At 61.5% G+C, this 22062-nt stretch carries 22 protein-coding genes; 16 read left to right on the top strand and 6 right to left on the bottom strand.

Features of this window, described 5'->3' with window-relative positions; genetic code table 11:
- Positions 1-76: 76 nt before the first annotated feature.
- Positions 77-601: a Dps family protein gene (locus tag WBF69_RS02135; RefSeq protein WP_424260728.1), complete on the top strand. Its 525-nt coding sequence runs from the start codon at positions 77-79 to the stop codon at positions 599-601.
- Between the two features lie 120 nt (positions 602-721).
- The gene (locus WBF69_RS02130) at positions 722-1843 is read left to right on the top strand and encodes a branched-chain amino acid ABC transporter substrate-binding protein (protein ID WP_424260726.1); all 1122 of its coding nucleotides are present in this window, start codon (positions 722-724) and stop codon (positions 1841-1843) included.
- Positions 1844-1924: 81 nt separating this feature from the next.
- Here the strand turns inward: WBF69_RS02130 and WBF69_RS02125 are convergent, their stop codons facing one another.
- From WBF69_RS02125 to ugpB, 4 genes are read right to left on the bottom strand one after another with little or no spacing between them, the layout of a single operon-like run.
- Positions 1925-3004 (bottom strand): sn-glycerol-3-phosphate import ATP-binding protein UgpC, encoded by a 1080-nt coding sequence (locus tag WBF69_RS02125; protein WP_424260724.1) that lies wholly within the window; start codon positions 3002-3004, stop codon positions 1925-1927.
- Between the two features lie 13 nt (positions 3005-3017).
- Positions 3018-3860: a sn-glycerol-3-phosphate ABC transporter permease UgpE gene (ugpE, locus tag WBF69_RS02120; protein WP_424260722.1), complete on the bottom strand. Its 843-nt coding sequence runs from the start codon at positions 3858-3860 to the stop codon at positions 3018-3020.
- 15 nt (positions 3861-3875) lie between these two features.
- Positions 3876-4757, bottom strand: a complete 882-nt coding sequence (gene ugpA / locus WBF69_RS02115) for a sn-glycerol-3-phosphate ABC transporter permease UgpA (protein WP_424260720.1) — start codon at positions 4755-4757, stop codon at positions 3876-3878.
- A 3-nt stretch (positions 4758-4760) separates the two neighbouring features.
- Positions 4761-6071 (bottom strand): sn-glycerol-3-phosphate ABC transporter substrate-binding protein UgpB, encoded by a 1311-nt coding sequence (ugpB, locus tag WBF69_RS02110; RefSeq protein WP_424260718.1) that lies wholly within the window; start codon positions 6069-6071, stop codon positions 4761-4763.
- A gap of 235 nt (positions 6072-6306) precedes the next feature.
- On the opposite strand from ugpB, the gene proC reads away from it, so the two are divergent.
- From proC to WBF69_RS02080, 6 genes are all read left to right on the top strand, one after another.
- A complete protein-coding gene (gene proC, locus WBF69_RS02105; protein ID WP_424260716.1) occupies positions 6307-7140 on the top strand; it encodes a pyrroline-5-carboxylate reductase in 834 nt (277 codons plus the stop codon).
- A 229-nt stretch (positions 7141-7369) separates the two neighbouring features.
- On the top strand, positions 7370-8488 hold the full coding sequence (locus WBF69_RS02100; protein ID WP_424260714.1) for a high-affinity branched-chain amino acid ABC transporter substrate-binding protein: 1119 nt from the start codon (positions 7370-7372) through the stop codon (positions 8486-8488).
- Positions 8489-8575: 87 nt separating this feature from the next.
- A complete protein-coding gene (gene livH / locus WBF69_RS02095; RefSeq protein ID WP_424260712.1) occupies positions 8576-9505 on the top strand; it encodes a high-affinity branched-chain amino acid ABC transporter permease LivH in 930 nt (309 codons plus the stop codon).
- Positions 9505-10731, top strand: coding sequence for a high-affinity branched-chain amino acid ABC transporter permease LivM (locus WBF69_RS02090; protein ID WP_424260710.1), 1227 nt, complete (start codon positions 9505-9507; stop codon positions 10729-10731). Before livH ends, WBF69_RS02090 begins: the two co-directional genes overlap by 1 nt.
- Complete coding sequence (livG, locus tag WBF69_RS02085; RefSeq protein ID WP_424260708.1) at positions 10728-11492, top strand: high-affinity branched-chain amino acid ABC transporter ATP-binding protein LivG; 765 nt, start codon at positions 10728-10730, stop codon at positions 11490-11492. Before WBF69_RS02090 ends, livG begins: the two co-directional genes overlap by 4 nt.
- A 2-nt stretch (positions 11493-11494) precedes the next feature.
- Positions 11495-12196, top strand: a complete 702-nt coding sequence (locus WBF69_RS02080) for an ABC transporter ATP-binding protein (protein ID WP_424260706.1) — start codon at positions 11495-11497, stop codon at positions 12194-12196.
- Between the two features lie 127 nt (positions 12197-12323).
- On the opposite strand, the gene WBF69_RS02075 is transcribed toward WBF69_RS02080, so the two are convergent.
- Positions 12324-12935 (bottom strand): glutathione S-transferase family protein, encoded by a 612-nt coding sequence (locus WBF69_RS02075; RefSeq protein ID WP_424260704.1) that lies wholly within the window; start codon positions 12933-12935, stop codon positions 12324-12326.
- Between the two features lie 106 nt (positions 12936-13041).
- On the opposite strand from WBF69_RS02075, the gene WBF69_RS02070 reads away from it, so the two are divergent.
- The 6 genes from WBF69_RS02070 to WBF69_RS02045 are packed head-to-tail and all read left to right on the top strand — an operon-like array spanning position 13042 to position 18189.
- Positions 13042-14016, top strand: coding sequence for a D-2-hydroxyacid dehydrogenase (locus tag WBF69_RS02070; RefSeq protein ID WP_424260702.1), 975 nt, complete (start codon positions 13042-13044; stop codon positions 14014-14016).
- Between the two features lie 59 nt (positions 14017-14075).
- Positions 14076-15122, top strand: coding sequence for a type I glyceraldehyde-3-phosphate dehydrogenase (locus tag WBF69_RS02065; protein WP_424260700.1), 1047 nt, complete (start codon positions 14076-14078; stop codon positions 15120-15122).
- A gap of 35 nt (positions 15123-15157) precedes the next feature.
- Positions 15158-16561, top strand: coding sequence for a class II fumarate hydratase (gene fumC, locus WBF69_RS02060; RefSeq protein WP_424260879.1), 1404 nt, complete (start codon positions 15158-15160; stop codon positions 16559-16561).
- Positions 16562-16564: 3 nt separating this feature from the next.
- The gene (locus WBF69_RS02055) at positions 16565-16954 is read left to right on the top strand and encodes a DUF488 domain-containing protein (RefSeq protein ID WP_424260698.1); all 390 of its coding nucleotides are present in this window, start codon (positions 16565-16567) and stop codon (positions 16952-16954) included.
- 48 nt (positions 16955-17002) lie between these two features.
- Positions 17003-17332: an NfeD family protein gene (locus tag WBF69_RS02050; protein ID WP_424260697.1), complete on the top strand. Its 330-nt coding sequence runs from the start codon at positions 17003-17005 to the stop codon at positions 17330-17332.
- Entirely contained in the window at positions 17329-18189 is an 861-nt protein-coding gene (locus WBF69_RS02045; RefSeq protein WP_424260695.1) for a slipin family protein, read from the top strand. The genes WBF69_RS02050 and WBF69_RS02045 overlap by 4 nt, the downstream gene beginning before the upstream one ends.
- Here WBF69_RS02045 and WBF69_RS02040 read toward each other — a convergent pair.
- Positions 18074-18547: a redoxin domain-containing protein gene (locus WBF69_RS02040; RefSeq protein ID WP_424260693.1), complete on the bottom strand. Its 474-nt coding sequence runs from the start codon at positions 18545-18547 to the stop codon at positions 18074-18076. The genes WBF69_RS02045 and WBF69_RS02040 overlap by 116 nt on opposite strands.
- 233 nt (positions 18548-18780) lie before the next feature.
- Here WBF69_RS02040 and WBF69_RS02035 point away from each other — a divergent pair, with 233 nt between their 5' ends.
- Together WBF69_RS02035 and WBF69_RS02030 are read left to right on the top strand one after the other, a co-directional pair.
- Positions 18781-19107, top strand: a complete 327-nt coding sequence (locus tag WBF69_RS02035; protein WP_424260877.1) for a c-type cytochrome — start codon at positions 18781-18783, stop codon at positions 19105-19107.
- A gap of 83 nt (positions 19108-19190) precedes the next feature.
- Positions 19191-22058: an adenosylcobalamin-dependent ribonucleoside-diphosphate reductase gene (locus WBF69_RS02030; protein ID WP_424260691.1), complete on the top strand. Its 2868-nt coding sequence runs from the start codon at positions 19191-19193 to the stop codon at positions 22056-22058.
- Positions 22059-22062 lie beyond the last annotated feature (4 nt).

Genomic DNA, 22062 nt, shown 5'->3' with positions numbered 1-22062 from the left:
GCCGCCGGTTTACCCCCCGGTGGCGCGCCATCGCTGCGTGCTATGCTGGAACAACCACGTTTTAACGGAGTACTTCATGCCAAAAGCTGCCAAAAAGACCACGTCCCTCAAGGCCAATACAATCCCGTCCGGTCTGCCGATCGACATCGGTATTTCCGATAAGGACCGCGCCGCCGTTGCGGCGGAGCTTGCGCATACCCTGGCTGATACGTATACGCTGTACCTGATGACGCACAATTTCCACTGGAACGTGACCGGCCCCATGTTCAGCACCCTGCATCAATTGTTCATGACGCAGTACACGGAAGCCTGGCAGGCGCTCGACGCGATTGCCGAGCGTATCCGCGCGCTGGGCCATTACGCACCGGGCACCTATGCAGAATATGCCCGTCTCAGCTCGATCCAGGAACCCGCCGCCGTGCCGTCGGCGGAAGAAATGCTGCGCCTGCTGGTCTCCGGCAACGAAGCCGTCGCCAAGACCGCCCGCAAAGCCTTCCAGCGCGCCGATGCCGTCAATGATCAGCCGACCGCGGATCTGCTGACCCAGCGCCTGGACGTCCACGAGAAGAACGCCTGGATGCTGCGCAGCTTGCTGGCCTGATTGATTCATGCGCGCAGACGTGCCCGTCTGCACCTGAGTGTCGGGAAAACCCCCGTATGTGGCATGATCCGCCTTACGGGGGTTTCGTGTATTCTTTCTGGGTCTTTCAAAGGAGGTTGTATGAACATTCGCTTAACGCCGATGGTTGCCGCTCTTGGGCTCGCCACCGGTCTGATGATGTCTTCCGCGGCGAACGCTGACACAATCAAGATCGCCATTGCGGGGCCTTACACCGGGGCACTGACGCAATACGGCGATATGGTCAAAGAAGGCGTGGACACGGCAATCGAAACCATCAACGCCAATGGCGGCGTGCTGGGCAACAAGCTGGAAGCCGTGGTCATGGATGACGCGTGCGAACCCAAACAGGGTCCGGTCGTCGCCAACCGCGTCGTCAATGAAAAGATCCATTATGTGGTCGGCCACGTGTGCTCGGGTGCGACGATTGCCGCAGCGCCCGTCTACAACAACGAAGGCATCGTGATGGTGTCCCCATCCGCGACCTCGCCCGCCGTGACCGACGGCAAGAACTACGACATGATTTTCCGCACCATCGGCCGCGACGACCAACAAGGTCCCGCCGCTGCCGAATTCATCGCGCAAAAAATCAAACCCACCGCAGTTGCCGTGCTGCATGACAAACAGTCATACGGCCAGGGCATCGCGACCGCCGTCAAGAACGACCTGGAAAAGGCCGGGATCAAGGTCGTGCTGTTCGAAGGCATCAACGCCGGTGACAGCGACTATTCCGCCGTCATCACGAAACTGAAATCCGCGGGCGCCGACTTCGTCTATTACGGCGGCTACCACCCCGAAATGGGTCTGCTGCTGCGCCAGGGCGCCGAACAAGGCCTGCAGGCCAAATTCATGGGTCCGGAAGGCGTGGGCAATCCCGACATCAACGCCATCGCCGGCCCGGCTGTCGAAGGCATGTTGGTCACGCTGCCCGCAGACTTCACGACCGACCCCGCCAACGCATCCGTGGTCAAGGCCTTCAAGGACAAAAACCGCAATCCGGGCGGCGCGTTCCAGCTGACTGCTTATTCCGCACTGGAATCGATCGTGGCAGGCATCAAGGGCGTGGGCAAGGATGATCCGGCCAAGGTCGCGGCCTGGCTGCATGCCAATTCGGTCAAGACCCCGATCGGTGAAATCTCCTGGAACAAGCAGGGCGACCTGAAGTCCTTCAAGTTCGACGTCTTCACCTGGCACGCCGACGGCTCGAAATCCGTCTTCAAATAAGTCCTTGTGACGGCATGAAAAAGGGATCCCGATCGGGATCCCTTTTTCATGGTGCGCCCCAGGTGCAGAGCGCCACCGGTATCAGGCGTCGATGCGTTTGCCTGAATCGACATCAAACCAATGGGGGGCGTGCTGCGCGTCAGGGCCCAAGGTGATGACGTCGCCGTGCCGCAAGGGGCGGTCCTGGGTTTCCGCGACAGCGCAACGCAGGATCAGGGGTTGATCCCCCCAACGGGCGTGGATGAGCTGTTCCGATCCCAGGATTTCGACGGTTTCCACCAGAACCTGCAGGCCGGGCGCGTTCAAGCGCAGGTGTTCCGGGCGCAGACCCAGGGTCAAGCGCGACGAGCGCGCCGCCGAGGCGGGGGCTTGTACGGGCAGGGCGGCGCCATCCAGGCCCACAGCCCGGCCCTGGGCGTCGATATTCACCTGCAACAGATTCATGGGCGGCGAGCCGATGAAGCTGGCGACGAACGTGGTGGCGGGACGCTCGAAGACCTGGGCCGGGGTGCCGATCTGTTCAGGGATGCCCTGATTCATGACGATCATGCGGTGCGCCAGCGTCATGGCTTCCACCTGGTCGTGGGTGACGTACAGGCTGGTGGTTTTCAGGCGTTGATGCAGTTTCTGGATTTCCAGGCGCATCTGCACGCGCAGTTTGGCGTCCAGGTTCGACAGAGGCTCGTCGAACAGGAAAACAGAGGGTTCGCGCACGATGGCGCGGCCCATGGCCACGCGTTGGCGCTGGCCGCCTGAGAGCTGGCGCGGGCGACGATCCAGCAGATGGTCCAGTTCCAGGATGCGGGCGGCGTCCTCGACGCGCTGGCGGATCTCTGCTTTGTCCATACGGCGGATCTTCAGGCCGTAAGCCATGTTGTCGAACACGCTCATGTGAGGGTACAGCGCGTAATTCTGGAACACCATGGCGATGTTGCGTTCGGCGGGTTCCAAGGTATTGACGACCCGGTCGCCGATGGCGATTTCGCCTTCGGTGATGGTTTCCAGGCCTGCGACCATGCGCATCAACGTGGATTTGCCGCAGCCTGACGGGCCGACGATCACGACGAATTCCCCATCCTGGATTTCCATATCGATGCCATGGATGACAGCGACGCCGCCAGGGTAGGTCTTGCGCACATTGCGAAAACTCAGGGTTGCCATGTAAACGTTTATCCTATTTTTCTGTGTCGACCAGGCCCTTGACGAACCATTTCTGCATCAGGATGACCACCGCCGCAGGCGGAATCATGGCCAGCAAGGCGGTGGCCATGACCAGATTCCATTCGGTCACGCTGTCGCCTCCGGCGATCATGCGGCGGATGCCGACCACGATCGGGTACATGTTTTCCTGGGTGGTGATGATCAGCGGCCACAGGTATTGATTCCAGCCGTAGATGAACTGGATGACGAAAAGGGCGGCAATGCTGGTGCGCGACAGAGGGAACAGGATGTCCTTGAAGAACCGCATGGGGCCGGCGCCATCGATGCGCGCGGCCTCGGCCAGTTCGTCGGGCACCGTCAGGAAGAACTGCCGGAACAGGAACGTGGCCGTGGCCGAGGCGATCAAGGGCAGCGTCAGGCCGGCGTAACTGTTCAGCATGCCCAGATCAGCGACCACCGCGTAAGTGGGGGCGATACGCACTTCCACGGGCAGCATCAGGGTGACGAAGATCATCCAGAAGCACAGCATGCGGAAAGGAAAGCGGAAATACACCACGGCAAAGGCCGACATCATGGAAATCACGATTTTGCCGACGGCAATCGCCAGCGCCATGAAGGTGCTGATCCACAACATGCGGCCCACCGGCGGGGTATTGACGGCGCTGCCGGTCAGGACCGTCCAGTAGTTGCTGAAAAAGTGGCTGCCGGGAATCAGCGACATGGGGGCCTGGGCGACTTCCTGGGCCGTCTGTGTCGAGGCGACAAACGCCACGTAGATCGGAAAGGCCACCACGGCCACGCCCAGGATCAATACAGCGTGGGAGATCAGATCCAGAAGAGGACGACGTTCAACCATGACGATGGGTCCTCATCAGTAATTGACCTTGCGGTCTACGTAGCGGAACTGAATGGCGGTCAGAGCAATCACGATCAGCATGAGAATGACGGACTGGGCAGCGGATGCGCCCAGGTCCAGTCCTTTGAATCCGGCGTTGTATACCTTGTAGACCAGAATATCGGTCGCCCGGCCCGGGCCGCCCTGGGTCACGACGTCGATGACGGCAAAGGTATCGAAGAAGGCGTAGATGAAATTGATCACCAGCAAAAAGAAACTGGTGGGGGACAGCAGCGGAAACACGATCGTCCAGAAACGGCGTGCCGGACCGGCTCCGTCGATGGCGGCGGCTTCGATCAGGGACCTGGGAATGGATTGCAATCCGGCCAGGAAAAACAGGAAGTTATACGAGATCTGCTTCCAGACAGAGGCAAAGACGATCAGCGCCATGGCGTCCTGACCGTCCAGACGGGGATTCCAGCCCCAGCCCATTTGCACCATGGCGACCGCCAGGATGCCCACGGACGGAGAAAACAAAAACAGCCACAAGACACCTGCCACGGCCGCTGCCACGGCATACGGCCAGATGAGCAGGGTCTTGTAGATCGCGGCGCCGCGCACCACCCGATCCGCCATCACCGCCAGCAGCAGCGAAATGGCCAGACCGCCGACCGCCACCAAAGTGGAAAACCAGGCCGTCGTGCGAAACGAGGCCAGGTAATCCGCATTGGAGAACAAGTCGGCGAAGTTGGCCAGCCCGACAAACTGCGAGGACAGGCCAAACGGGTCTTCCAGACGGAACGACTGCCACATGGCCTGCCCAGCCGGCCAGAAGAAAAAGATCAAAGTCACGGCTAGCTGGGGAGCCAGCAACAGCCAAGGCAGGGTCCGGTGGCGGAAGACGACGCGTTTTTCCATCGTTTACTTCACGCTTTTCTCAAAACGTTCCAGCAAAGCGTTGCCTTCGGTGGTCATTTTCTTCAGACCGTCTTCCGGCGTCGTCTTGCCGGCGAAGATCTGTTCCATCGTGGCATCCTCGATATCGCGGATCTGCGGCAGATACCCCAGGCGGATGCCGCGGGAATTGGCCGTGGTGTCGGCGTTCAGCTGCTGCACGGCGACTTCCGTACCGGGGTTCTTATCGTAGAAACCGGATTTTTTCGTCAGCTCGTAGCCGGCCTTGGTCACCGGAACATAGCCTGTGCCCTGGTGCCAGGCAGCGGACTGTTCCGGGCTGGCCAGATATTTGAAGAACTTGATCACGCCTTTGTAGGCGGCGTCGGATTTGCCGCTGAACACCCACAGCGAAGCCCCACCGATGATGGAGTTCTGGGGAGCGCCCTGGACGTCCGGGTAATAGGGCAGGGTGGAGGTGCCAAAGGCGAACTGGCCGTTCTTGATGACCGACGCGCGCATGCCGCTGGAACCCGTGTACATGCCGCATTTGCCGGAAGTGAACAGGGCGTTGCCAGCGTCGCCGCGGCCGCCGTAGGTGAATTCACCCGCTTTGGCCATATTGGCCAAGAAGGTCAGGTGCTTCTTGAACAAGGGGCTGTCCAGCAGCAAGCGGGCATCCAGGCCCCCGAAACCGTTGTCCTGGGAGGCGTAGGGGACGTTGTGCCAAGCGGCGAAGTTTTCCAGCAGTACCCAGGACGGCCAGGCGCTGGAATAGCCGCATTCCATGCCGGCGGCGCGCAGTTTTTTAGCGGCATCGGCGAGTTCGGGCCAGGTCTTGGGCGGCGCATCCGGATTCAGGCCGGCTTTCTTGAAGGCGTCCTTGTTGTAGTACAGCACGGGCGTCGAGCTGTTGAACGGCATGGACACGAGCTTGCCTTCCGGCGAGGAATAGTAGCCGCCGACGGCGCCCAGGAATGCCTTGGGATCGATCGGATCGCCGATGGATTCGGACAGTTCCTGCACAGGTTTGACGGCGCCCTTGGCGTACATCATGGTGGCGGTGCCGACCTCGAAGACCTGCAGGATGTCGGGGGCGTTGCCCGCCCGGAACGCCGCGATACCGGCATTCATGGATTCGCCGTAGGCGCCTTTGTAGACGGCATGCACGACATAGTCGGATTGGCTGGCATTGAAGGCTTTGGCGATCGAGTCGACGCGTTCACCCAGGGGGCCTTCCATGGAATGCCAGAAGGTGATGTCGGTCGCTGCCTGGGCAGCTCCGGCGCTGGCCAGCAGGGCAGCCAAGACGGTCATGCGGGAAAGAGAAAGTGCCATCAGAGTCTCCTGTGTATGCCACCCCGGTAACGCCAAGGTGGCGGCGGGGGGATTGTAGGCAAGTATTGTGACCAGTTCATGTCGGCTTTGACAATCCCTGTTTGCCGCAATACTCGCCATCCCTGGCGAACAATCGGCGTCGTTGTAGCATGAATGGTCGGACATGTCCGGAAAAGCGGGCAGAAATAAAAGAAGCATTCTGCGGATCGCAGACATGATCGTACAATGATCCGCTATGGAAAAAGGACTCTCTCTCGCATTGATTGGCGGCGGCAATATGGCCAACGCCCTGGCCAGCGGCCTGATCGGGCGGCGCTGCGCCGCCGCTGGCGTGCATGTCATCGATCCGGGCGAAGAAACCCGCGACCGTTGGAATGCACTAGGCACGACGACCGCGCCGGCGCCCGACGACAGGCTGTCGGATTGCCGCGTCTGGTTCTTCGCCGTCAAACCGCAGATCATGGCGGAAGTCGTCCAGCAATGTCGCCCCTGGCTGCAGCCCGACACCCTGATCATCAGCATCGCGGCCGGCATTCCCGGGGCTGCCATTGCCCGCTGGCTGGGAGATCAAGACACCCCCTACGAGCGGGTGGTGCGTTGCATGCCCAATACCCCGGCGCTGATCGCCAGCGGCATGACCGGCATGGCTGCCCTGGCCGGGGTGGATGCCCACGACCGCGCGCTGGCCGAAGAACTGCTGCGCGCGGTGGGCGATGTGTTGTGGGTGGCCGATGACGCCGCCATCGACGCCGTCACTGCGGTGTCCGGCAGCGGCCCCGCCTATGTCTTTCTGTTCCTCGAAGCCCTGATCGAGGCGGGCATCCATCAGGGCCTGACGCCTGAACAAGCGCGGCAGCTGGCGCTCGCGACCTTCCACGGGGCCACGCAACTGGCGACTTTGTCTCCGGACTCGCCCGCCGTGCTGCGGGAACGAGTGACCTCGAAGGGCGGCACCACGGCAGCGGCATTGGCTGTGTTCCAGCAGCGTGGCCAGACAGCCATCGTGTGCGACGCCGTCGCCGCCGCCGCCAAACGAGCAGGCGAGCTGGCGCGCGAATTTGCCGCCTGACCGACAGACCATCTGCCGCCGGGCGATTCGTCATCTTGCGCTGCGTCAAGACGTGCAGCCCGTTACACCTGCTCATCAGGGATTAACCGTAGTGACACGTCCGGGTCAAGTCGTCAGAATACGCCTGCCTCTCAGGGCGGAAGCAAAAAACCAAGGCTTGACGCTCCTGGCTACAGTGCCGTATCCGGCATGACTACGGCCAGTGGCGCCTCTACCGGAGACATACCTAATGAAGTTCACCTTGCGCATCACCCCCGTCGTTCTGGCATTTGGCGCGCTGTCGCTGGCTGCTGGCGCTCATGCCGATACACTGAAGATTGGCATCCCCCAGCCGATGACCGGTCCCAACACCCAGTACGGCGATCAGATTCAGGCTGGCGCTCTTACCGCCATCGATGCGTTTAATGCTGCTGGCGGGATCAAGGGGATGAAAATCGAACCCCTGCTGATCGACGATGGCTGCGAACCCAAACAGGCCGTGCCGGCAGCCAACCGCGTGGTGAACGCGGGGGCGAAATTCGCCATTGCGCACGCATGCTCCGGCACCACGGTGCCTGCCGTCAACGTCTACGAACAGGAAGGCATCGTCGCCATCACCCCGGGCGCCACCTCGCCCCTGGTCACGGACACGATCAAACCGCACTTCTTCTTCCGCACCATCGGGCGCGACGACCAGCAAGGCCCGTTCGCCGCGGCCTACATCGCCAAGCAGCTCAAGCCTCAGAAAATCGCCATCCTGCACGACAAGCAGACCTATGGCTCGGGCGTGGCTTCTCAGGTGCAGAAAGCTCTGGAAAAAGACGGCGTGAACATCGCCATGTTCGAAGGCATCAACGTCGGCGACAGCGATTATTCCGCAGTGATTTCCAAACTCAAGGCCCTGGGGCCCGACCTGATCTATTTCGGCGGCTACCACCCCGAACTGGGTCTGTTGCTGCGTCAGGCGCGCGAACAAGGGCTGGACACCCAGTTCATGGGCCCCGAAGGCGTTGCCAACAAGGACCTGGCCGCCATCGCCGGTCCGGCGGTGGACAAGCTGCTGGTGACACTGCCGGCCGATTTCACCAAGCGCAAGGGCAACGAGCAGATCCTGGAACAATTCAAGCAATATAATCGCAGCCCCGACGGCGCCTTTACGATGACGGCGTATGCCGCCATGCAGGTGCTGGCCGACAGCATCAATGCGGTGGGCACCGACCCGGCGAAAGTCGCCGACTACATGCACAGCAACAGCTTCGATACGGCCATCGGCAAAGTTGATTACGATGCCAAGGGCGACCTGAAGCAGTTCGAGTTCGCGGTCTTCCGCTGGGATGCCAACGGCAACCTGACCCAGATCCAGCCCTAAGGGCTCGGCAGGCCCCGGCATGCGCCGGGGCTGTTTCCCTGACCGGGCCGTCAGGCCCGGTCTTCATCCTGAAAGTCCCCCGCTATTATGTCCGACTTGCTTCCTTTATTGACGCAACAGCTGTTTAACGGCTTGTCGCTGGGCGCTATTTATGCGCTGATCGCAATTGGCTACACCATGGTCTACGGCATCATCGGCATGATCAATTTCGCGCACGGCGAAATTTATATGATCGGCGCCTATGTCGGCCTAGTGACGCTGTCCGCCATCGGGGTCAATAGTGGCCTGCCTTTACCCCTGATGATCCTGATCATGCTGATCGTCGCGGTCCTCGTCACTGCCGTCTATGGCTTTGCCGTTGAAAAGATCGCCTATGCTCCTTTGCGCAGCAGCCCGCGGCTGGTGCCTCTGATTTCCGCCATCGGGATGTCGATCTTCCTGCAGAACTGGGTCGCCACAGGGCAGGGCGCCCGCGACATGGCAGTGCCTGCCTTGATCAGCGGTTCGATCGATTTCACCATCGGCGTCAGTGATTTCTCGGTCACTGCGCCGTATTCGCGCATCCTGATCATCGTCGTGACGGTGCTGATGATGCTGGGGCTGACGCTCTTCATCAAATATTCGCGTACCGGTCAAGCCTCGCGGGCCTGCTCCCAGGATCTGCACATGGCCAACCTGCTGGGCATCGATACCAGCCGAATCATTTCCCTCACGTTCGTGATCGGCGCCATGCTGGCCGCCGTGGGCGGTGTGCTGATCGCCTTGGCCATCGGCAAGCTCAACCCCTTCATCGGTTTCATCGCCGGCATCAAGGCCTTCACAGCCGCCGTGCTGGGCGGCATCGGCAGCATTCCCGGCGCCATGCTGGGCGGGATTCTGCTGGGGCTGGCCGAAACCTTTGCCGCTGCTTTTATTTCCTCGCAGTACAAGGACATCGTGGCCTTCCTGCTGCTCGTCTTCATCCTGATGTTCCGTCCCACGGGGCTGTTGGGTAAACCCGAGGTGGAAAAGGTCTGATGATGCAGAACTTCAAAAATTCCTTGATCGCCGCCATCATGGCGGGCGTCATCATCGCGCCCGTCTATGGTCTGCAGATCCTGCGCCGCGGCCAGGAAACCTATCTGCAGCCGGACTGGAAGATGATCATCGGCGGCATGCTGCTGGTGTTCGCCGTCCAGATGCTGCGCCCCCTGATCAAACGCCGCAAAACCGGCGCCGCGCCGCGCTTCTCGCTGCCCACGTTCTCTGACAAGACGCGTCACAAAGCCATCCTGGTGCTGGTGCTTTTCGCCGTCATCTGGCCGTTCTTTACCGGGCGCGCCCAGGTGGATATCGCGACGCTGGTCCTGATCTACGTGATGCTCGGCCTGGGCTTGAACATCGTGGTCGGCTTCGCCGGTCTGCTGGATCTGGGGTTCGTGGGCTTCTATGCCACCGGCGCTTACACCTACGCACTGCTGTATCACTGGGCGGGCTGGGGCTTCTGGGAAGCTCTGCCGTTCGCCGGCATGGTGTCGGCCTTGTTCGGTTACGTGCTGGGCTTCCCGGTGCTGCGGTTGCGCGGCGACTATCTGGCCATCGTCACGCTGGGCTTTGGCGAGATCATCCGGCTGATGCTGATCAATCTGTATGGCTTCACCGGCGGCCCCGACGGGATCTCCGGCATTCCCAAGCCCTCGTTCTTCGGTTACCAGATGGTGCGCCGCTCGGTGGACGGGTCCCCGACTTTCCACGAGATGATGGGCTGGTCTTTCAATAGCCAAGACGTGGTGACCTATCTGTATCTCATGGCCTTGATATTGGTCCTGATCACGCTGTACGTCACCAGCCGTCTGATCCGCATGCCGATCGGGCGCGCCTGGGAAGCTCTGCGCGAAGACGAGATCGCCTGCCGATCGCTAGGTCTGAACCCGCGCAACATCAAGCTGTCCGCCTTCACGCTGGGCGCGATGTTCGCAGGTTTCGGCGGGGCATTTTTTGCCGCGCGCCAAGGGCTGGTCAACCCGGAATCCTTCACCTTCATCGAATCGGCTCTGATCCTGGCCATCGTGGTGCTGGGCGGCATGGGTTCGCAGCTGGGGGTCATCCTGGCCGCCGTGCTGCTGACGGTGGTGCCGGAAATCGCCCGGGAATTCGCCGAATATCGCATGTTGATCTTCGGTCTGGTGATGGTGGTCATGATGGTGTGGCGCCCGCAGGGCCTGCTGCCGGTGAAACGTCCGCAAGTGGAATTGGAATCATGAGTGAATCTTTGCTGGAAGTCAGCGGACTGACCATGCGCTTTGGCGGCCTGCTGGCTGTCGATCAGGTAGCATTCGAAGTTCGTAAAAACGAAGTCTTTGCCATCATCGGCCCCAACGGCGCCGGCAAGACCACCGTGTTCAACTGCGTGGGCGGGTTCTACAAGCCCACGACAGGCTCCATCACGATGGATGGCAAATCGATTACCGGTCTGCCCAGTCACCGGGTGGCGCGGCATGGTCTGGTGCGCACGTTTCAGAACGTGCGCCTGTTCAAAAACCTGACCGCGCTCGAAAACCTGCTGGTGGCCCAGCACACGCTGATGCAGACCGGTTTGCTGTCGGGCTTGCTGAAGCTGCCTTCTTTCCGGCATTCCGAGGCCGATGCCAAAAAGCGTGCGGTGCAGTGGCTGGATTTCATGGATATCCGCCAGTACGCCAACCGCGAGGCCGGCAACCTGGCCTACGGTCACCAGCGCCGCCTGGAAATCGCCCGCTGCATGATCACCCAGCCGCGCTTGCTGATGCTGGACGAACCGGCTGCCGGTCTGAATCCCCAGGAAAAACGCGACCTATCGGCGCTGATCGACCAGCTGCGACGTGAATACGGCGTGGCGGTGCTGCTGATCGAGCACGACATGAGCCTGATCATGGAAGTCTCGGACCGCATTCTGGTCATGGAACACGGCAAGCCCATCACCACCGGCTTGCCCCAGGAGGTCCGCACGGATCCCCGCGTCATCAAAGCTTATCTGGGGGAATAACCGTGCTCAAACTGGAAAACGTCAGCACGTTCTACGGCGCCATTCAGGCCTTGAACGAGGTCTCGGTCGAAGTCAAGCAAGGCGAGATCGTCACCCTGATCGGCGCCAACGGCGCCGGCAAGACCACCTTGCTCATGACGGTCTGCGGCAACCCCAGGGCTCGCTCGGGGCGCATCAGCTTTCTGGGCGAGGACATCACCGAACAGCCCACCCATACCGTGATGCAGCGCGGCATCGCGATCTCTCCGGAAGGCCGCCGCGTGTTTCCGGACCTGACCGTGGCGGAAAACCTGAACATGGGGGCTTTCTTTCTGGACAAAACCCAGACAGCGGAAAGCATGGATCACATCTTCGAGCTGTTTCCACGGCTGAAGGAACGCGCCAACCAGCGAGCCGGCACCATGTCCGGGGGGGAACAGCAGATGCTGGCTATTGGGCGGGCGCTGATGACTCGCCCGAAACTGTTGCTGCTGGACGAACCCACGCTGGGGCTGGCGCCTTTGATCATCGCGCAGATCTTCGACATCATCCGCACGATTCGTGACGAAGGCGTCACGGTGTTCCTGGTCGAACAGAACGCCAACAAGGCGCTGCAGGTGGCTGATCGGGGCTACGTGCTGGAAACCGGCAAAGTCGTGCTGGCCGACACCGGCGAAAACCTGCTCAGCAACGACGAAGTCCGCAAGGCGTATCTGGGGGCTTGACCGTCTCTGCAGGTACGGAAATGCCCGGCTTTGCCGGGCATTTTTTTCCGCCGGGCCGCCCCAAGGCAAAAACGCCCCCTCGGGGAGCAGCGAGCAGCCGTAAGGCTGCGCGGGCTGTTAGCTGGTGTCAGATCAATCCCTGCGCTTTCAACGCTGCCTGGACTCCTGGGTCGGCCTGCATGCGCTGCTGGAATTTGCGCAGTTCTTCCATGCCGGGCAGGGTGACCTGCTTGAAGTCGGCCCACATCAGCATGACGAACAGATAGGCGTCCGCCACCGAGCGTTCGCCCGTCAGCCAGTTGCGGCCTTTCAGGCGGTCGTTGGTGATAACGAACAGGCTTTTCAGTTTTTCACTGGCCTTGGCGATCAGGACCTTGCCGACTGCCTCGTCGCCGCCGCTGAAATAGGGGGCTGCGAACACCAGATTGAAGGTTCGGTGAATATCGGAATTGCACAGGCTTAGCCAACGGCGGGTTTCCGCGCGGGCGCGGGGGGTGTCGCCCAGCAGTTTGGCTTCGGGATTCAATTCGGCCAAATAGTCCAGGATGGCCGCGCTTTGCGTCAGCACAAAATCACCGTCCACCAGAGTCGGCACGGCGCCTGCGGGGTTCAGTTTCAGGTAGGCCGGTTCCTTGGTTTGTTCGCGAGTCAGGCGCTCGGTTTCATAGGGTTTGCCTATCCATTCCAGCACGATATGAGACACCAGAGGGCAAGCGCCCGGGAAATAATAAAGTTTCATGTGATTCTCGGTAAGAGGTTCAACACCCGTCCCCGTTATACCACCGCGTGACTAGAGTAGACTAGGGTTTCCCTGAATACTTCATGTTCATTGAAAGGCCCTGCACATGGACCCACTGCGTATCGTCTTTCTGGATCGCGACACCTTCCCTGAATCCATCGATATCCCTGCGCCCAGCGTGCCACACGAATGGATAGTCCATGCGCGCACCACCGCCGAACAGGTGGTCGAGCGCATCCGGGATGCGGACATCGTCGTCACCAACAAGGTCGTCCTGACTGCGGCCATGCTGCAGCACGCCCCCCGCCTGCGCATGATCGCGCTGGCCGCCACTGGCACCGACAACATCGATCTGGATGCCTGCAACCTGCGCCGCATCATCGTGTCCAATGTGCGCGACTATGCCGCGCACACTGTGCCAGAGCATACGTTTTCCCTGATCCTGGCGCTGCGGCGCAATCTGCTGGCCTATCGGCAATCGGTGGTCGATGGCCGTTGGCACGACAGCGGTCAGTTTTGCTATTTCGATTATCCGGTGCGCGATCTGGCCGGCGCCACGCTGGGCATCATCGGGCGGGGCGCTTTGGGCGAAGCTGTGGCGGAAATCGCCCGGGCCTTTGACATGCGCGTGCAGTTTGCCGCCCGACGGGATGCCGGAGCGCCGGCGGACGACTACACATCATTCACGCACTTCCTGCGCACCAGCGACGTCATCAGTCTGCACTGCCCGCTGAACGAACAAACGCGGGGCATGATCGGCGCCGAGGAATTTGCGCTGATGGAACGCCGGCCCTTGCTGATCAATACTGCCCGAGGCGGCCTGGTCAATGAACAAGCGCTCGAACATGCCTTGGAAAGCGGCCAGATCAGCGGCGCGGGTTTCGACGTCGCCACCCAGGAACCTCCAGGCCCCGATCATCCGATCATGAAACTCCTGCGCTTTCCCAATTTCATCCTGACACCGCACGTGGCCTGGGCCAGCCAGGAAGCCATTCGCGCGATGGCGACTCAGGTGCGCGACAACATCGAGGCCTTTTGCCGCGACGCGCCGCGCAATGTGGTGGCCGGCTTTCATGGCTGAACACGATGGACAACAGCAATCTGCGATTGAGCGACCCAGGACGCACTGACACGGAAGCCATGTCTCTGCCTTTACGACTGGCCATCAACGGTTATGGCCGCATCGGGCGCTGTGTGCTGCGGGCCTGGATGGAATCGGCGGACCCCGATGCCATCCAGATCGTTGCCATCAACGAACCGGCTGATCTGGAATCCATGGCCTATCTGACACGATTCGATTCCACGCACGGAGTGTTTCCGGGCGAGGTGCAGATCCTGGACGATGGCTTGCGGGTCCAAGGACGGGATATCCGGATTTTCCATGCGCGGGAACCCGCTGACGTACCCTGGGCGTCGCTAGACCTGGATCTGGTGCTGGAATGCTCCGGCATCTACGGCACGCGTCAGCAGCTGCAGGGGTTTCTGGATGCGGGTTGCCGACGCCTGCTGGTTTCGAATCCCGGCCATAGCGCCACCGATGTCGATTGCACCATCGTGCACGGCATCAACGATGCCGATCTGCAGGCCGGGCAGCACATCGTCTCGGCGGCATCATGCACCACCAATGCCATAGTGCCGGTGCTCAGCCTGCTGGACCGCCATCTGGGGGTGCAAAGCGCTTTCCTGACCACGCTGCATTCGGTGATGAACGACCAGCCCATGATTGACGGCTATCACCATTCCGATCTGCGGCGCACCCGATCGGCCATGCAGTCCATCGTGCCGGTGACGACAGGGCTGGCCCAGGGCGTAGAGCGCCTGTTGCCTCAGCTGTCCGGTCGCATCCAGGCCAAGGCCGTCCGGGTGCCGATCCTGAACGTGTCGGCCATCGATCTGACGGTCAACCTGTCTCGGGACACATCGGTCGAGGCCTTGAATGCCTTGTTGGCCGATGCCGCTCAGGCCTGTCCCAGTTTGCTGGCCTGTACCCGGCAGCCGCATGCTTCGGTCGACTTCAACCATGATGCGCATTCCGCCATCCTGGACCTGGGGCAGACGCGGGTGAACAACGGGCGTTTCGCCAATCTGCTGGTCTGGTTTGACAATGAATGGGGCTTTGCCAATCGCATGTTGGACATCGCCAAAGTCTGGGCGGGCCTATTCAAGCCGGTCAGCTACCCCGGATAAGGATTTTTATCGACATGACACAGGAGTCTCACATCATGGCAGACAGCCGCACCGAAACCGATTCCATGGGGCCCATCGAGGTCCCCACCGCACATTACTGGGGCGCTCAGACACAGCGATCCATCCAGAATTTTCCGATTGGCGTGGATCGCTTTCGCTGGCAGGCCCCGATCATTCATGCCCTGGGCGTGCTGAAAAAGGCGGCGGCCCAGGCCAATGCCGAATTAGGTGAATTGCCTGCCGACATCGGCAATCTGGTCGTGCGCGCCGCCGACGAAGTCATCGATGGCAAGCTGAATGCGGAATTTCCGCTGGTGGTCTTTCAGACCGGTTCGGGTACGCAGTCCAATATGAATGCCAACGAAGTCATCGCCAATCGCGCGATCGAACTGGCGGGCGGCGTCGTCGGCAGCAAGACCCCCGTGCACCCCAACGACCACGTGAACCGAGGCCAGTCGTCCAACGACACCTTCCCCACCGCCATGCACATTGCGGTGGCCACGGAACTGGCGCAGAAATTCTTCCCGGCGGTCGGCCAGTTGCGCGCCACGCTGGATGCCAAAGCCAAGGCCTACCAGAACATCGTCAAGACCGGACGTACCCACCTGCAAGACGCCACGCCCATCACCCTGGGGCAGGAGATCAGCGCCTGGGTCGCGCAACTGGACTTCGCCCTGGACGCCGTCCAGGCGGCGCTGCCCGGCGTATATGATTTGGCGATCGGCGGCACGGCAGTCGGCACCGGCCTGAATGCTCATCCGCGCTTTGGCGAGCTGGCCGCCGCCCGCATCGCCGATATCACGGGTCTGCCTTTCCGCAGCGCTGAAAACAAATTCTTCGCCCTGTCGGCCCACGACGCCCTGGTCAATCTGTCGGCGGCCCTGCGCACCCTGGCCGGCGCCCTGATGAAAATCGCCAACGACGTGCGCTGGCTGGCCAGCGGCCCGCGCTGCGGGATCGGCGAACTGGTCATTCCCGAAAACGAACCGGGTTCGTCCATCATGCCGGGCAAGGTCAATCCGACCCAGTGCGAAGCCATGACCATGGTCTGCGTGCAGGTGTACGGCAATGATGCGGCGGTCGCCTTTGCCGGGTCTCAGGGCAATTTTCAGTTGAACGTCTATAAGCCCGTCATGGTGCACAACGTGCTGGAAAGCATTGAACTGCTGGCCGATGCCTGCCTGTCCTTTGACGAGCACTGCGCCCAGGGGATCGAACCCAACACCCCGCGCATCGAGGAAAACCTGAACAAGAACCTGATGCTGGTCACGGCCCTGAATCGGCATATCGGCTACGACAAGGCCGCCGCCATTGCCAAAAAGGCCCACAAGGAACACAGCACCCTGCGCCAAGCCGCGCTGGCGCTGGGCTTCCTGACCGATGCGCAGTACGATGAATGGATCGTCCCTCTGGATATGACGCATCCCAGCAAAGGCTGAACCATGAACACCCCTGTGCAGATCAAGCGTGCCTACGAGCCGCCGGCTGACGACGACGGCTTGCGTGTGCTGGTGGACCGATTGTGGCCCAGGGGCTTGTCCAAAGCATCCTTTCAGCATGATCGGTGGTGCAAGGATCTGGCGCCCAGCACCGAACTGCGCCGCTGGTTCGGGCATCAGCCCGAACGCTGGGAACAGTTTCAGCGCGACTATCGGGCTGAACTTCGATCCCACGCCGCGCTGGGTCTGATGGACGAGATCCTGACGACTGCGCAGGGCCGTCCCGTGACGCTGCTGTACGGCGCGCGCGACACGGAACACAATCAGGCCGTCGTGTTGGCGCAGGCGCTGCAGGATCGCGCCCGCCGCCGGGCCAAGGACACGTCGCCGTAACAGGCGCTACGCATGCAGGCTTCTGGCCTGCGGCAAGCAGGAGATCGAATGCTGCTGGTCTATTTCGGTGCTCAATCGGCCTGGGCATTGAGTCTGCTGGCTCTGGTGCTGCTGCTGGGGGTGGTGATCGCCATCCAGGCGCATCGCAGCCGGGCACAGGGCGGTAACGAAGAACTGCCCGGTATGCTGGGCGAAGTCACTGACCCGCCGGATGCCCGCGGGCGAGGGCGGGCGCTGGTGCGCGGCGAAATCTGGCAGATACGTTGCAAAGCTCCTTTGCAACAGGGACAGACGGTGCGTGTCATCCGCGCACGCGACCTGACGCTGTGGGTGGAACCCGTCGATGCCTCTCATGATTCCTTAGGAGAATCCACATGATGTTTCTGGATCTGGGCTCGGGCATGAGCCTGCTGGTACTGATTTTTCTATTGCTGGTGCTGTTCAAGCTCTTCCATATTCTGCGCGAATACGAACGAGCAGTGATCTTCACCCTGGGGCGCTACACCGGCATCAAGGGGCCTGGCCTGATCATCGTCATCCCGTTTTTGCAGCAGATGGTCCGCGTGGACATGCGCGTCGTGACACTGGATATTCCGCCTCAGGATGTCATTTCCCGCGACAACGTCTCGGTGCAGGTCAATGCGGTCGTGTATTTCCGGGTGGTGGATCCTAGCAAGGCCATCATTCAGGTGGAACACTATCTGGAAGCCTCCAGCCAGTTGGCGCAGACGACGCTGCGGGCCGTGCTGGGCAAACACGAACTCGATGAAATGCTGACCGAGCGCGAAAAGCTGAATCTGGACGTGCAGACCATTCTGGATGCTCAGACCGACGGCTGGGGCATCAAGATCACCAACGTCGAAATCAAGCATATCGATCTGAACGAAACCATGGTGCGGGCGATGGCCAGGCAGGCCGAGGCCGAACGCGACCGGCGAGCCAAGGTCATCCACGCCGAAGGCGAACGCCAAGCCGCCCAGGCGCTGGCCGAGGCCGCCAATACCCTGGCTCGAGAGCCGTCTGCCATGCAGCTGCGCTACCTGGAAACCCTGACCCAAGTGGCAGGGGATAAGTCATCCACGCTGGTGTTTCCGATTCCGATCGATCTGCTGGCCGGTTTCATGGGGCGGTCGCATCCGCTTCCGCCAGCAGTTGACCAATCACCGCGCCCACCCGCAGATCGTCCAGCTGACCAAAGTGATGCAGGCGAATCCGACCCTGCTCGTCCAGAATGAAGAGGGTAGGGGTGCCTTGCATGCGCCAGGCCTGCATGGTCAGGGGAATGGGATTGCCTTTGGGGTCGGCGCGATCGATGCCGACCGGGAAATGAATCCGGTATTCGTGCAGAAAGGCTCTTAGGGCGACTTCGGTCATCGCGGCGTGGTGTTCGAACACCGTGTGCAGGCCGATGACCTGCACACGACCGGGCGGAAAGGCTTGGTGGATGGCTTTGGCCTGCGGGATGCCGTGCGACACGCAGCCTGGGCACAGCATCTGGAAGGCATGCACGACGACGACCGATCCTCGCAGCTCGGTCAGCGACAGCGGATTGTCGGTATTCAACCAGCTGGCCACATCCCATTCGGGAGCCATGTCGCCCGAGATCATCGCGTTTCTCCAGATTGCGCTGCTTTCCCATCATAGGTCGCCTGTCTGTTCAAGGGAAGACCTACAATTTATAGTAGTATTTTTATGTTTCACCCCAAGCTATGGTGTAATCTGGATGCATTCCTTAAGTGGCTTGCCTGTCGGCGACGGCTAGCCTATCCTAGCTGCCGATTGCAAACTGACATTACCTTCTGCGTACGGAGATATCGCTCATGAAACTGTCTGCACTGGCTTTGTGCATTCCCCTGTTGGCCCTGGGCCAGACCGCCGTGGCGGCGCCCGACTATGCTCAAGTCAAGGACATCTTGACGAAAAACGCCTGTCTGGCCTGCCATACCGTTGATAAAAAAGTCATCGGTCCCGCCTACCAAGAAGTCGCCGCCAAACACAAAGGCCAAGCGGATGCGGTCGCCGTTCTGACCAAGAGCATCAAGGAAGGCAGCAGCGGCCAGTACGGCCCGATCCCGATGCCGCCCAATGCCGGTATTTCGGATGCCGACATCAAGACCGTGGTCGAATGGCTGGTGGCAGGCGCCCCCAACTGATTACCGCTGTCCATCGAACCCTGCGCGTGGCCACAGGCTGCCGCAGGGTTTTTGCTTGAATCCCTGAATTTCCCGGAGCCAGCATGAAACGTGCGCAGATCACCCAGGGGCTGGAGCCCCAGTCCATTTCCACAGAAGTCCTGCTGGAAAAATACGCCAAAGGCGGTGAAACCACGATCACCGAGATCCAGCAACGGGTCGCACGGGCGCTGGCAGCCGTTGAAAAACCGCGTCAACGCAAGCACTGGCAGGCCGTATTTCTGGATGCTCAGCAGCGCGGCTTCATCCCTGCCGGGCGGATCAATTCAGCCGCCGGCACCGACCTGGCGGCGACGCTGATCAACTGCTTCGTTCAGCCGGTGGGCGATTCCGTATCCAGCGCCGTCGACGGGCGTCCAGGCATCTACGACGCCCTGCAAAAAGCAGCCGAAACCATGCGCCGAGGCGGCGGGGTCGGCTATAACTTCAGCCACATCCGGCCGGCAGGGGCCGCGGTCAAGGGCACGGCATCCAAGGCGTCGGGGCCGGTGTCCTATATGCGGGTCTTCGACCGCTCCTGCGAGACCGTCGAGTCCGCCGGCGCGCGGCGGGGCGCGCAAATGGGGGTCCTGAGCGTCACCCATCCCGATATCGAGGCTTTCATCCGGGCCAAACAAACCCCGGGCGAGCTCACCAATTTCAACGTCTCGGTCAGCGTCACCGACGACTTCATGCGGGCAGTCGAAGCCGACGCCCTGTTTCCCCTGACGCACCCAGCCGAACCTAGCCGGGACATCAAGGACGCAGGCGCCTATCAGCGTCAGGACGGCCTATGGGTCTACCGCGAGATCCGCGCTCGCGAGCTCTGGGACCTGATCATGCAGTCGACCTACGACTACGCTGAACCCGGCGTGCTGTTCCATGATCAGATCAATCGCGAAAACAATCTGCATTACATGGAAACGCTGGACGCCACCAATCCGTGCGGTGAACAGCCGCTGCCCGGCTATGGCTGCTGCTGCCTGGGTTCCATCGATCTGACCCGTTTCGTGCGCAACCCCTTTGGCCTGCAAGGCGAAGCGGACGTCGATTGGGACGGCCTGGCGGAAGTCACCGGCGTCGCGATCCGGATGCTGGACAATGTGCTGGACGCCACCGTCTGGCCCCTGGCCGAGCAGGCTGCCGAAGCCGCCCAAAAGCGCCGGGTGGGGCTGGGCGTCACCGGTCTGGGCGACGCCCTGATTATGCTGGGGCTGGCCTATGACAGCGACCCGGCGCGCAGCATGGCGGCGCGTTTCGCCCGCGAGGTCGCGCATGCGGCCTATCGCGCATCGTCGGCCCTGGCGCAGGAAAAGGGCGCCTTTCCGGGGTTTGTCGCGCGCGACTACCTGCAAAGCGGCTTCGCTCAGCGCCTGCCGGAAGACATCCGGGCCTCGATCGCAGAACACGGCATCCGCAACAGCCATTTGACCTCGATCGCCCCCACCGGCACGATTTCCCTGGCCTTTGCCGACAATGCATCCAATGGCATCGAACCGCCGTTTTCCTGGACCTATACCCGCACCAAGCGCATGGCCGACGGCAGCAAGCAGGATTATGCGGTCGAGGATCACGCTTACCGCTTGTACCGCCTGATGGGCGGAGACGTCTCGGGGCAGTTGCCGCCGGCGTTCCGCACGGCGCTGGAAATCTCCGCCCAGGATCACGCCTTGATGGTCGCGGCGGTCAAAGACCACGTCGATGCGGCGATTTCCAAAACGGTCAACGTGGCGGTGGACTATCCCTACGACGACTTCAAGGATCTGTATCTGCAGGCCTGGAAGCTGGGCCTGAAGGGCATCACGACCTATCGCCCCAGCGGCAAGCGCGGCGCCGTGCTGTCGGTGGCGCCGACCGCCGGCGCCCCGGCGCAGCCTGAAGCCATCTCCTTGTCTGAAGCCGATCGCCGTCTGGTGCTCAAGCGCACCATCGAACCGGTCCTGAACAGCCTGCGCTGGCCTAACCGTCCCCGCTTGCCGCGCGGCGCGTCGTGCTGGGCGTCCGACGCCATCGAAACCGCCGAAGGCAGCTTCGTGGTATTCGTGTCCGACCTGCAGAACCGGCCTTTTGAAATCTGGGTCAATGGCGCGCGGCCCCCACGCGGGCTGGGTTCCGTGGCGAAAATGCTCAGCCTGGACATGTACACCGACGATTTCCCCTGGTTGAACCGCAAGCTGGAAGTCTTGGCCCGCACCAATGGCGGCGCGGATTTCCCGATCATCGACCCGGAAACTGGCGAATCCGTCTGGATGCCATCCACCGTTGCGGCGCTGGCCCGATTGGTGGCCTTCCGGCACCGCACACTGGGCATCGCCGCCCAGGCGGACGCCTCGTCGGCCATGATGGACGCCCTGATCGCGCCACGCGAACCCAAAACGGGGACCGACGGCACCATGGGCTGGATCTGCGATGTGCTGAACCCCGTCACCGGAGACGATTTCGTCCTGATGGTCAAGGAACTGCGCATGCCGGACGGCTCGACCCGACCGTATTCCGTCTGGGGCGCCGGAAAATTCCCCAGGGCCTTCGAGGGCCTGTTCAAACTGCTCAGCCTGGACATGCGGATCGTCGATCCGGCCTGGATCAGCATGAAGCTGCGCAAGCTGATGCGATACGCCGAACCTCAGGGCGATTTCCTGGCACGGGAACCTGGCAGCGAAAAATCCCGCGCCTTCCCTTCCACCGAAGCCTATATCGCCCGTTTGCTGATTCATCGTTACGCCATGCTGGGCATTCTGGACGAGCAGGGCATGCCGATCGAGCAAATGGGCGTGGTGCAGGCCGAAACCGACCCCAGCGCTGCCGTCACTCCCGTGCCGGCTGCTCCGGTGCTGCAGGGCAGCGAATGTCCGGAATGCCATCTGCACCGGGTGATCAAAAAAGACGGCTGCCAGTTTTGCACCAACTGCGGCTACACGGGGGTATGTGGGTAAACCC

This window comes from Castellaniella sp. (genome assembly GCF_049673105.1).
Classification (GTDB): domain Bacteria; phylum Pseudomonadota; class Gammaproteobacteria; order Burkholderiales; family Burkholderiaceae_B; genus Castellaniella.
Note: the sequence above shows the minus strand (reverse complement) of the source record. Positions and strands in the feature narration are given on the sequence as shown.

Coding starts and splice junctions, on each gene's coding strand:
- livG (WP_424260708.1), top strand. CDS start 10,728: ATGAGTGAATCTTTGCTGGAAGTCAGCGGACTGACCATGCGCTTTGGC.
- ugpB (WP_424260718.1), bottom strand. CDS start 6,071: ATGGCACTTTCTCTTTCCCGCATGACCGTCTTGGCTGCCCTGCTGGCC.
- WBF69_RS02065 (WP_424260700.1), top strand. CDS start 14,076: ATGTCTCTGCCTTTACGACTGGCCATCAACGGTTATGGCCGCATCGGG.
- WBF69_RS02070 (WP_424260702.1), top strand. CDS start 13,042: ATGGACCCACTGCGTATCGTCTTTCTGGATCGCGACACCTTCCCTGAA.
- WBF69_RS02125 (WP_424260724.1), bottom strand. CDS start 3,004: ATGGCAACCCTGAGTTTTCGCAATGTGCGCAAGACCTACCCTGGCGGC.
- WBF69_RS02090 (WP_424260710.1), top strand. CDS start 9,505: ATGATGCAGAACTTCAAAAATTCCTTGATCGCCGCCATCATGGCGGGC.
- WBF69_RS02040 (WP_424260693.1), bottom strand. CDS start 18,547: ATGGCTCCCGAATGGGATGTGGCCAGCTGGTTGAATACCGACAATCCG.
- WBF69_RS02135 (WP_424260728.1), top strand. CDS start 77: ATGCCAAAAGCTGCCAAAAAGACCACGTCCCTCAAGGCCAATACAATC.
- WBF69_RS02100 (WP_424260714.1), top strand. CDS start 7,370: ATGAAGTTCACCTTGCGCATCACCCCCGTCGTTCTGGCATTTGGCGCG.
- proC (WP_424260716.1), top strand. CDS start 6,307: ATGGAAAAAGGACTCTCTCTCGCATTGATTGGCGGCGGCAATATGGCC.
- WBF69_RS02030 (WP_424260691.1), top strand. CDS start 19,191: ATGAAACGTGCGCAGATCACCCAGGGGCTGGAGCCCCAGTCCATTTCC.
- WBF69_RS02130 (WP_424260726.1), top strand. CDS start 722: ATGAACATTCGCTTAACGCCGATGGTTGCCGCTCTTGGGCTCGCCACC.
- livH (WP_424260712.1), top strand. CDS start 8,576: ATGTCCGACTTGCTTCCTTTATTGACGCAACAGCTGTTTAACGGCTTG.
- ugpE (WP_424260722.1), bottom strand. CDS start 3,860: ATGGTTGAACGTCGTCCTCTTCTGGATCTGATCTCCCACGCTGTATTG.
- WBF69_RS02075 (WP_424260704.1), bottom strand. CDS start 12,935: ATGAAACTTTATTATTTCCCGGGCGCTTGCCCTCTGGTGTCTCATATC.
- ugpA (WP_424260720.1), bottom strand. CDS start 4,757: ATGGAAAAACGCGTCGTCTTCCGCCACCGGACCCTGCCTTGGCTGTTG.
- WBF69_RS02050 (WP_424260697.1), top strand. CDS start 17,003: ATGCTGCTGGTCTATTTCGGTGCTCAATCGGCCTGGGCATTGAGTCTG.
- WBF69_RS02055 (WP_424260698.1), top strand. CDS start 16,565: ATGAACACCCCTGTGCAGATCAAGCGTGCCTACGAGCCGCCGGCTGAC.
- WBF69_RS02045 (WP_424260695.1), top strand. CDS start 17,329: ATGATGTTTCTGGATCTGGGCTCGGGCATGAGCCTGCTGGTACTGATT.
- fumC (WP_424260879.1), top strand. CDS start 15,158: ATGGCAGACAGCCGCACCGAAACCGATTCCATGGGGCCCATCGAGGTC.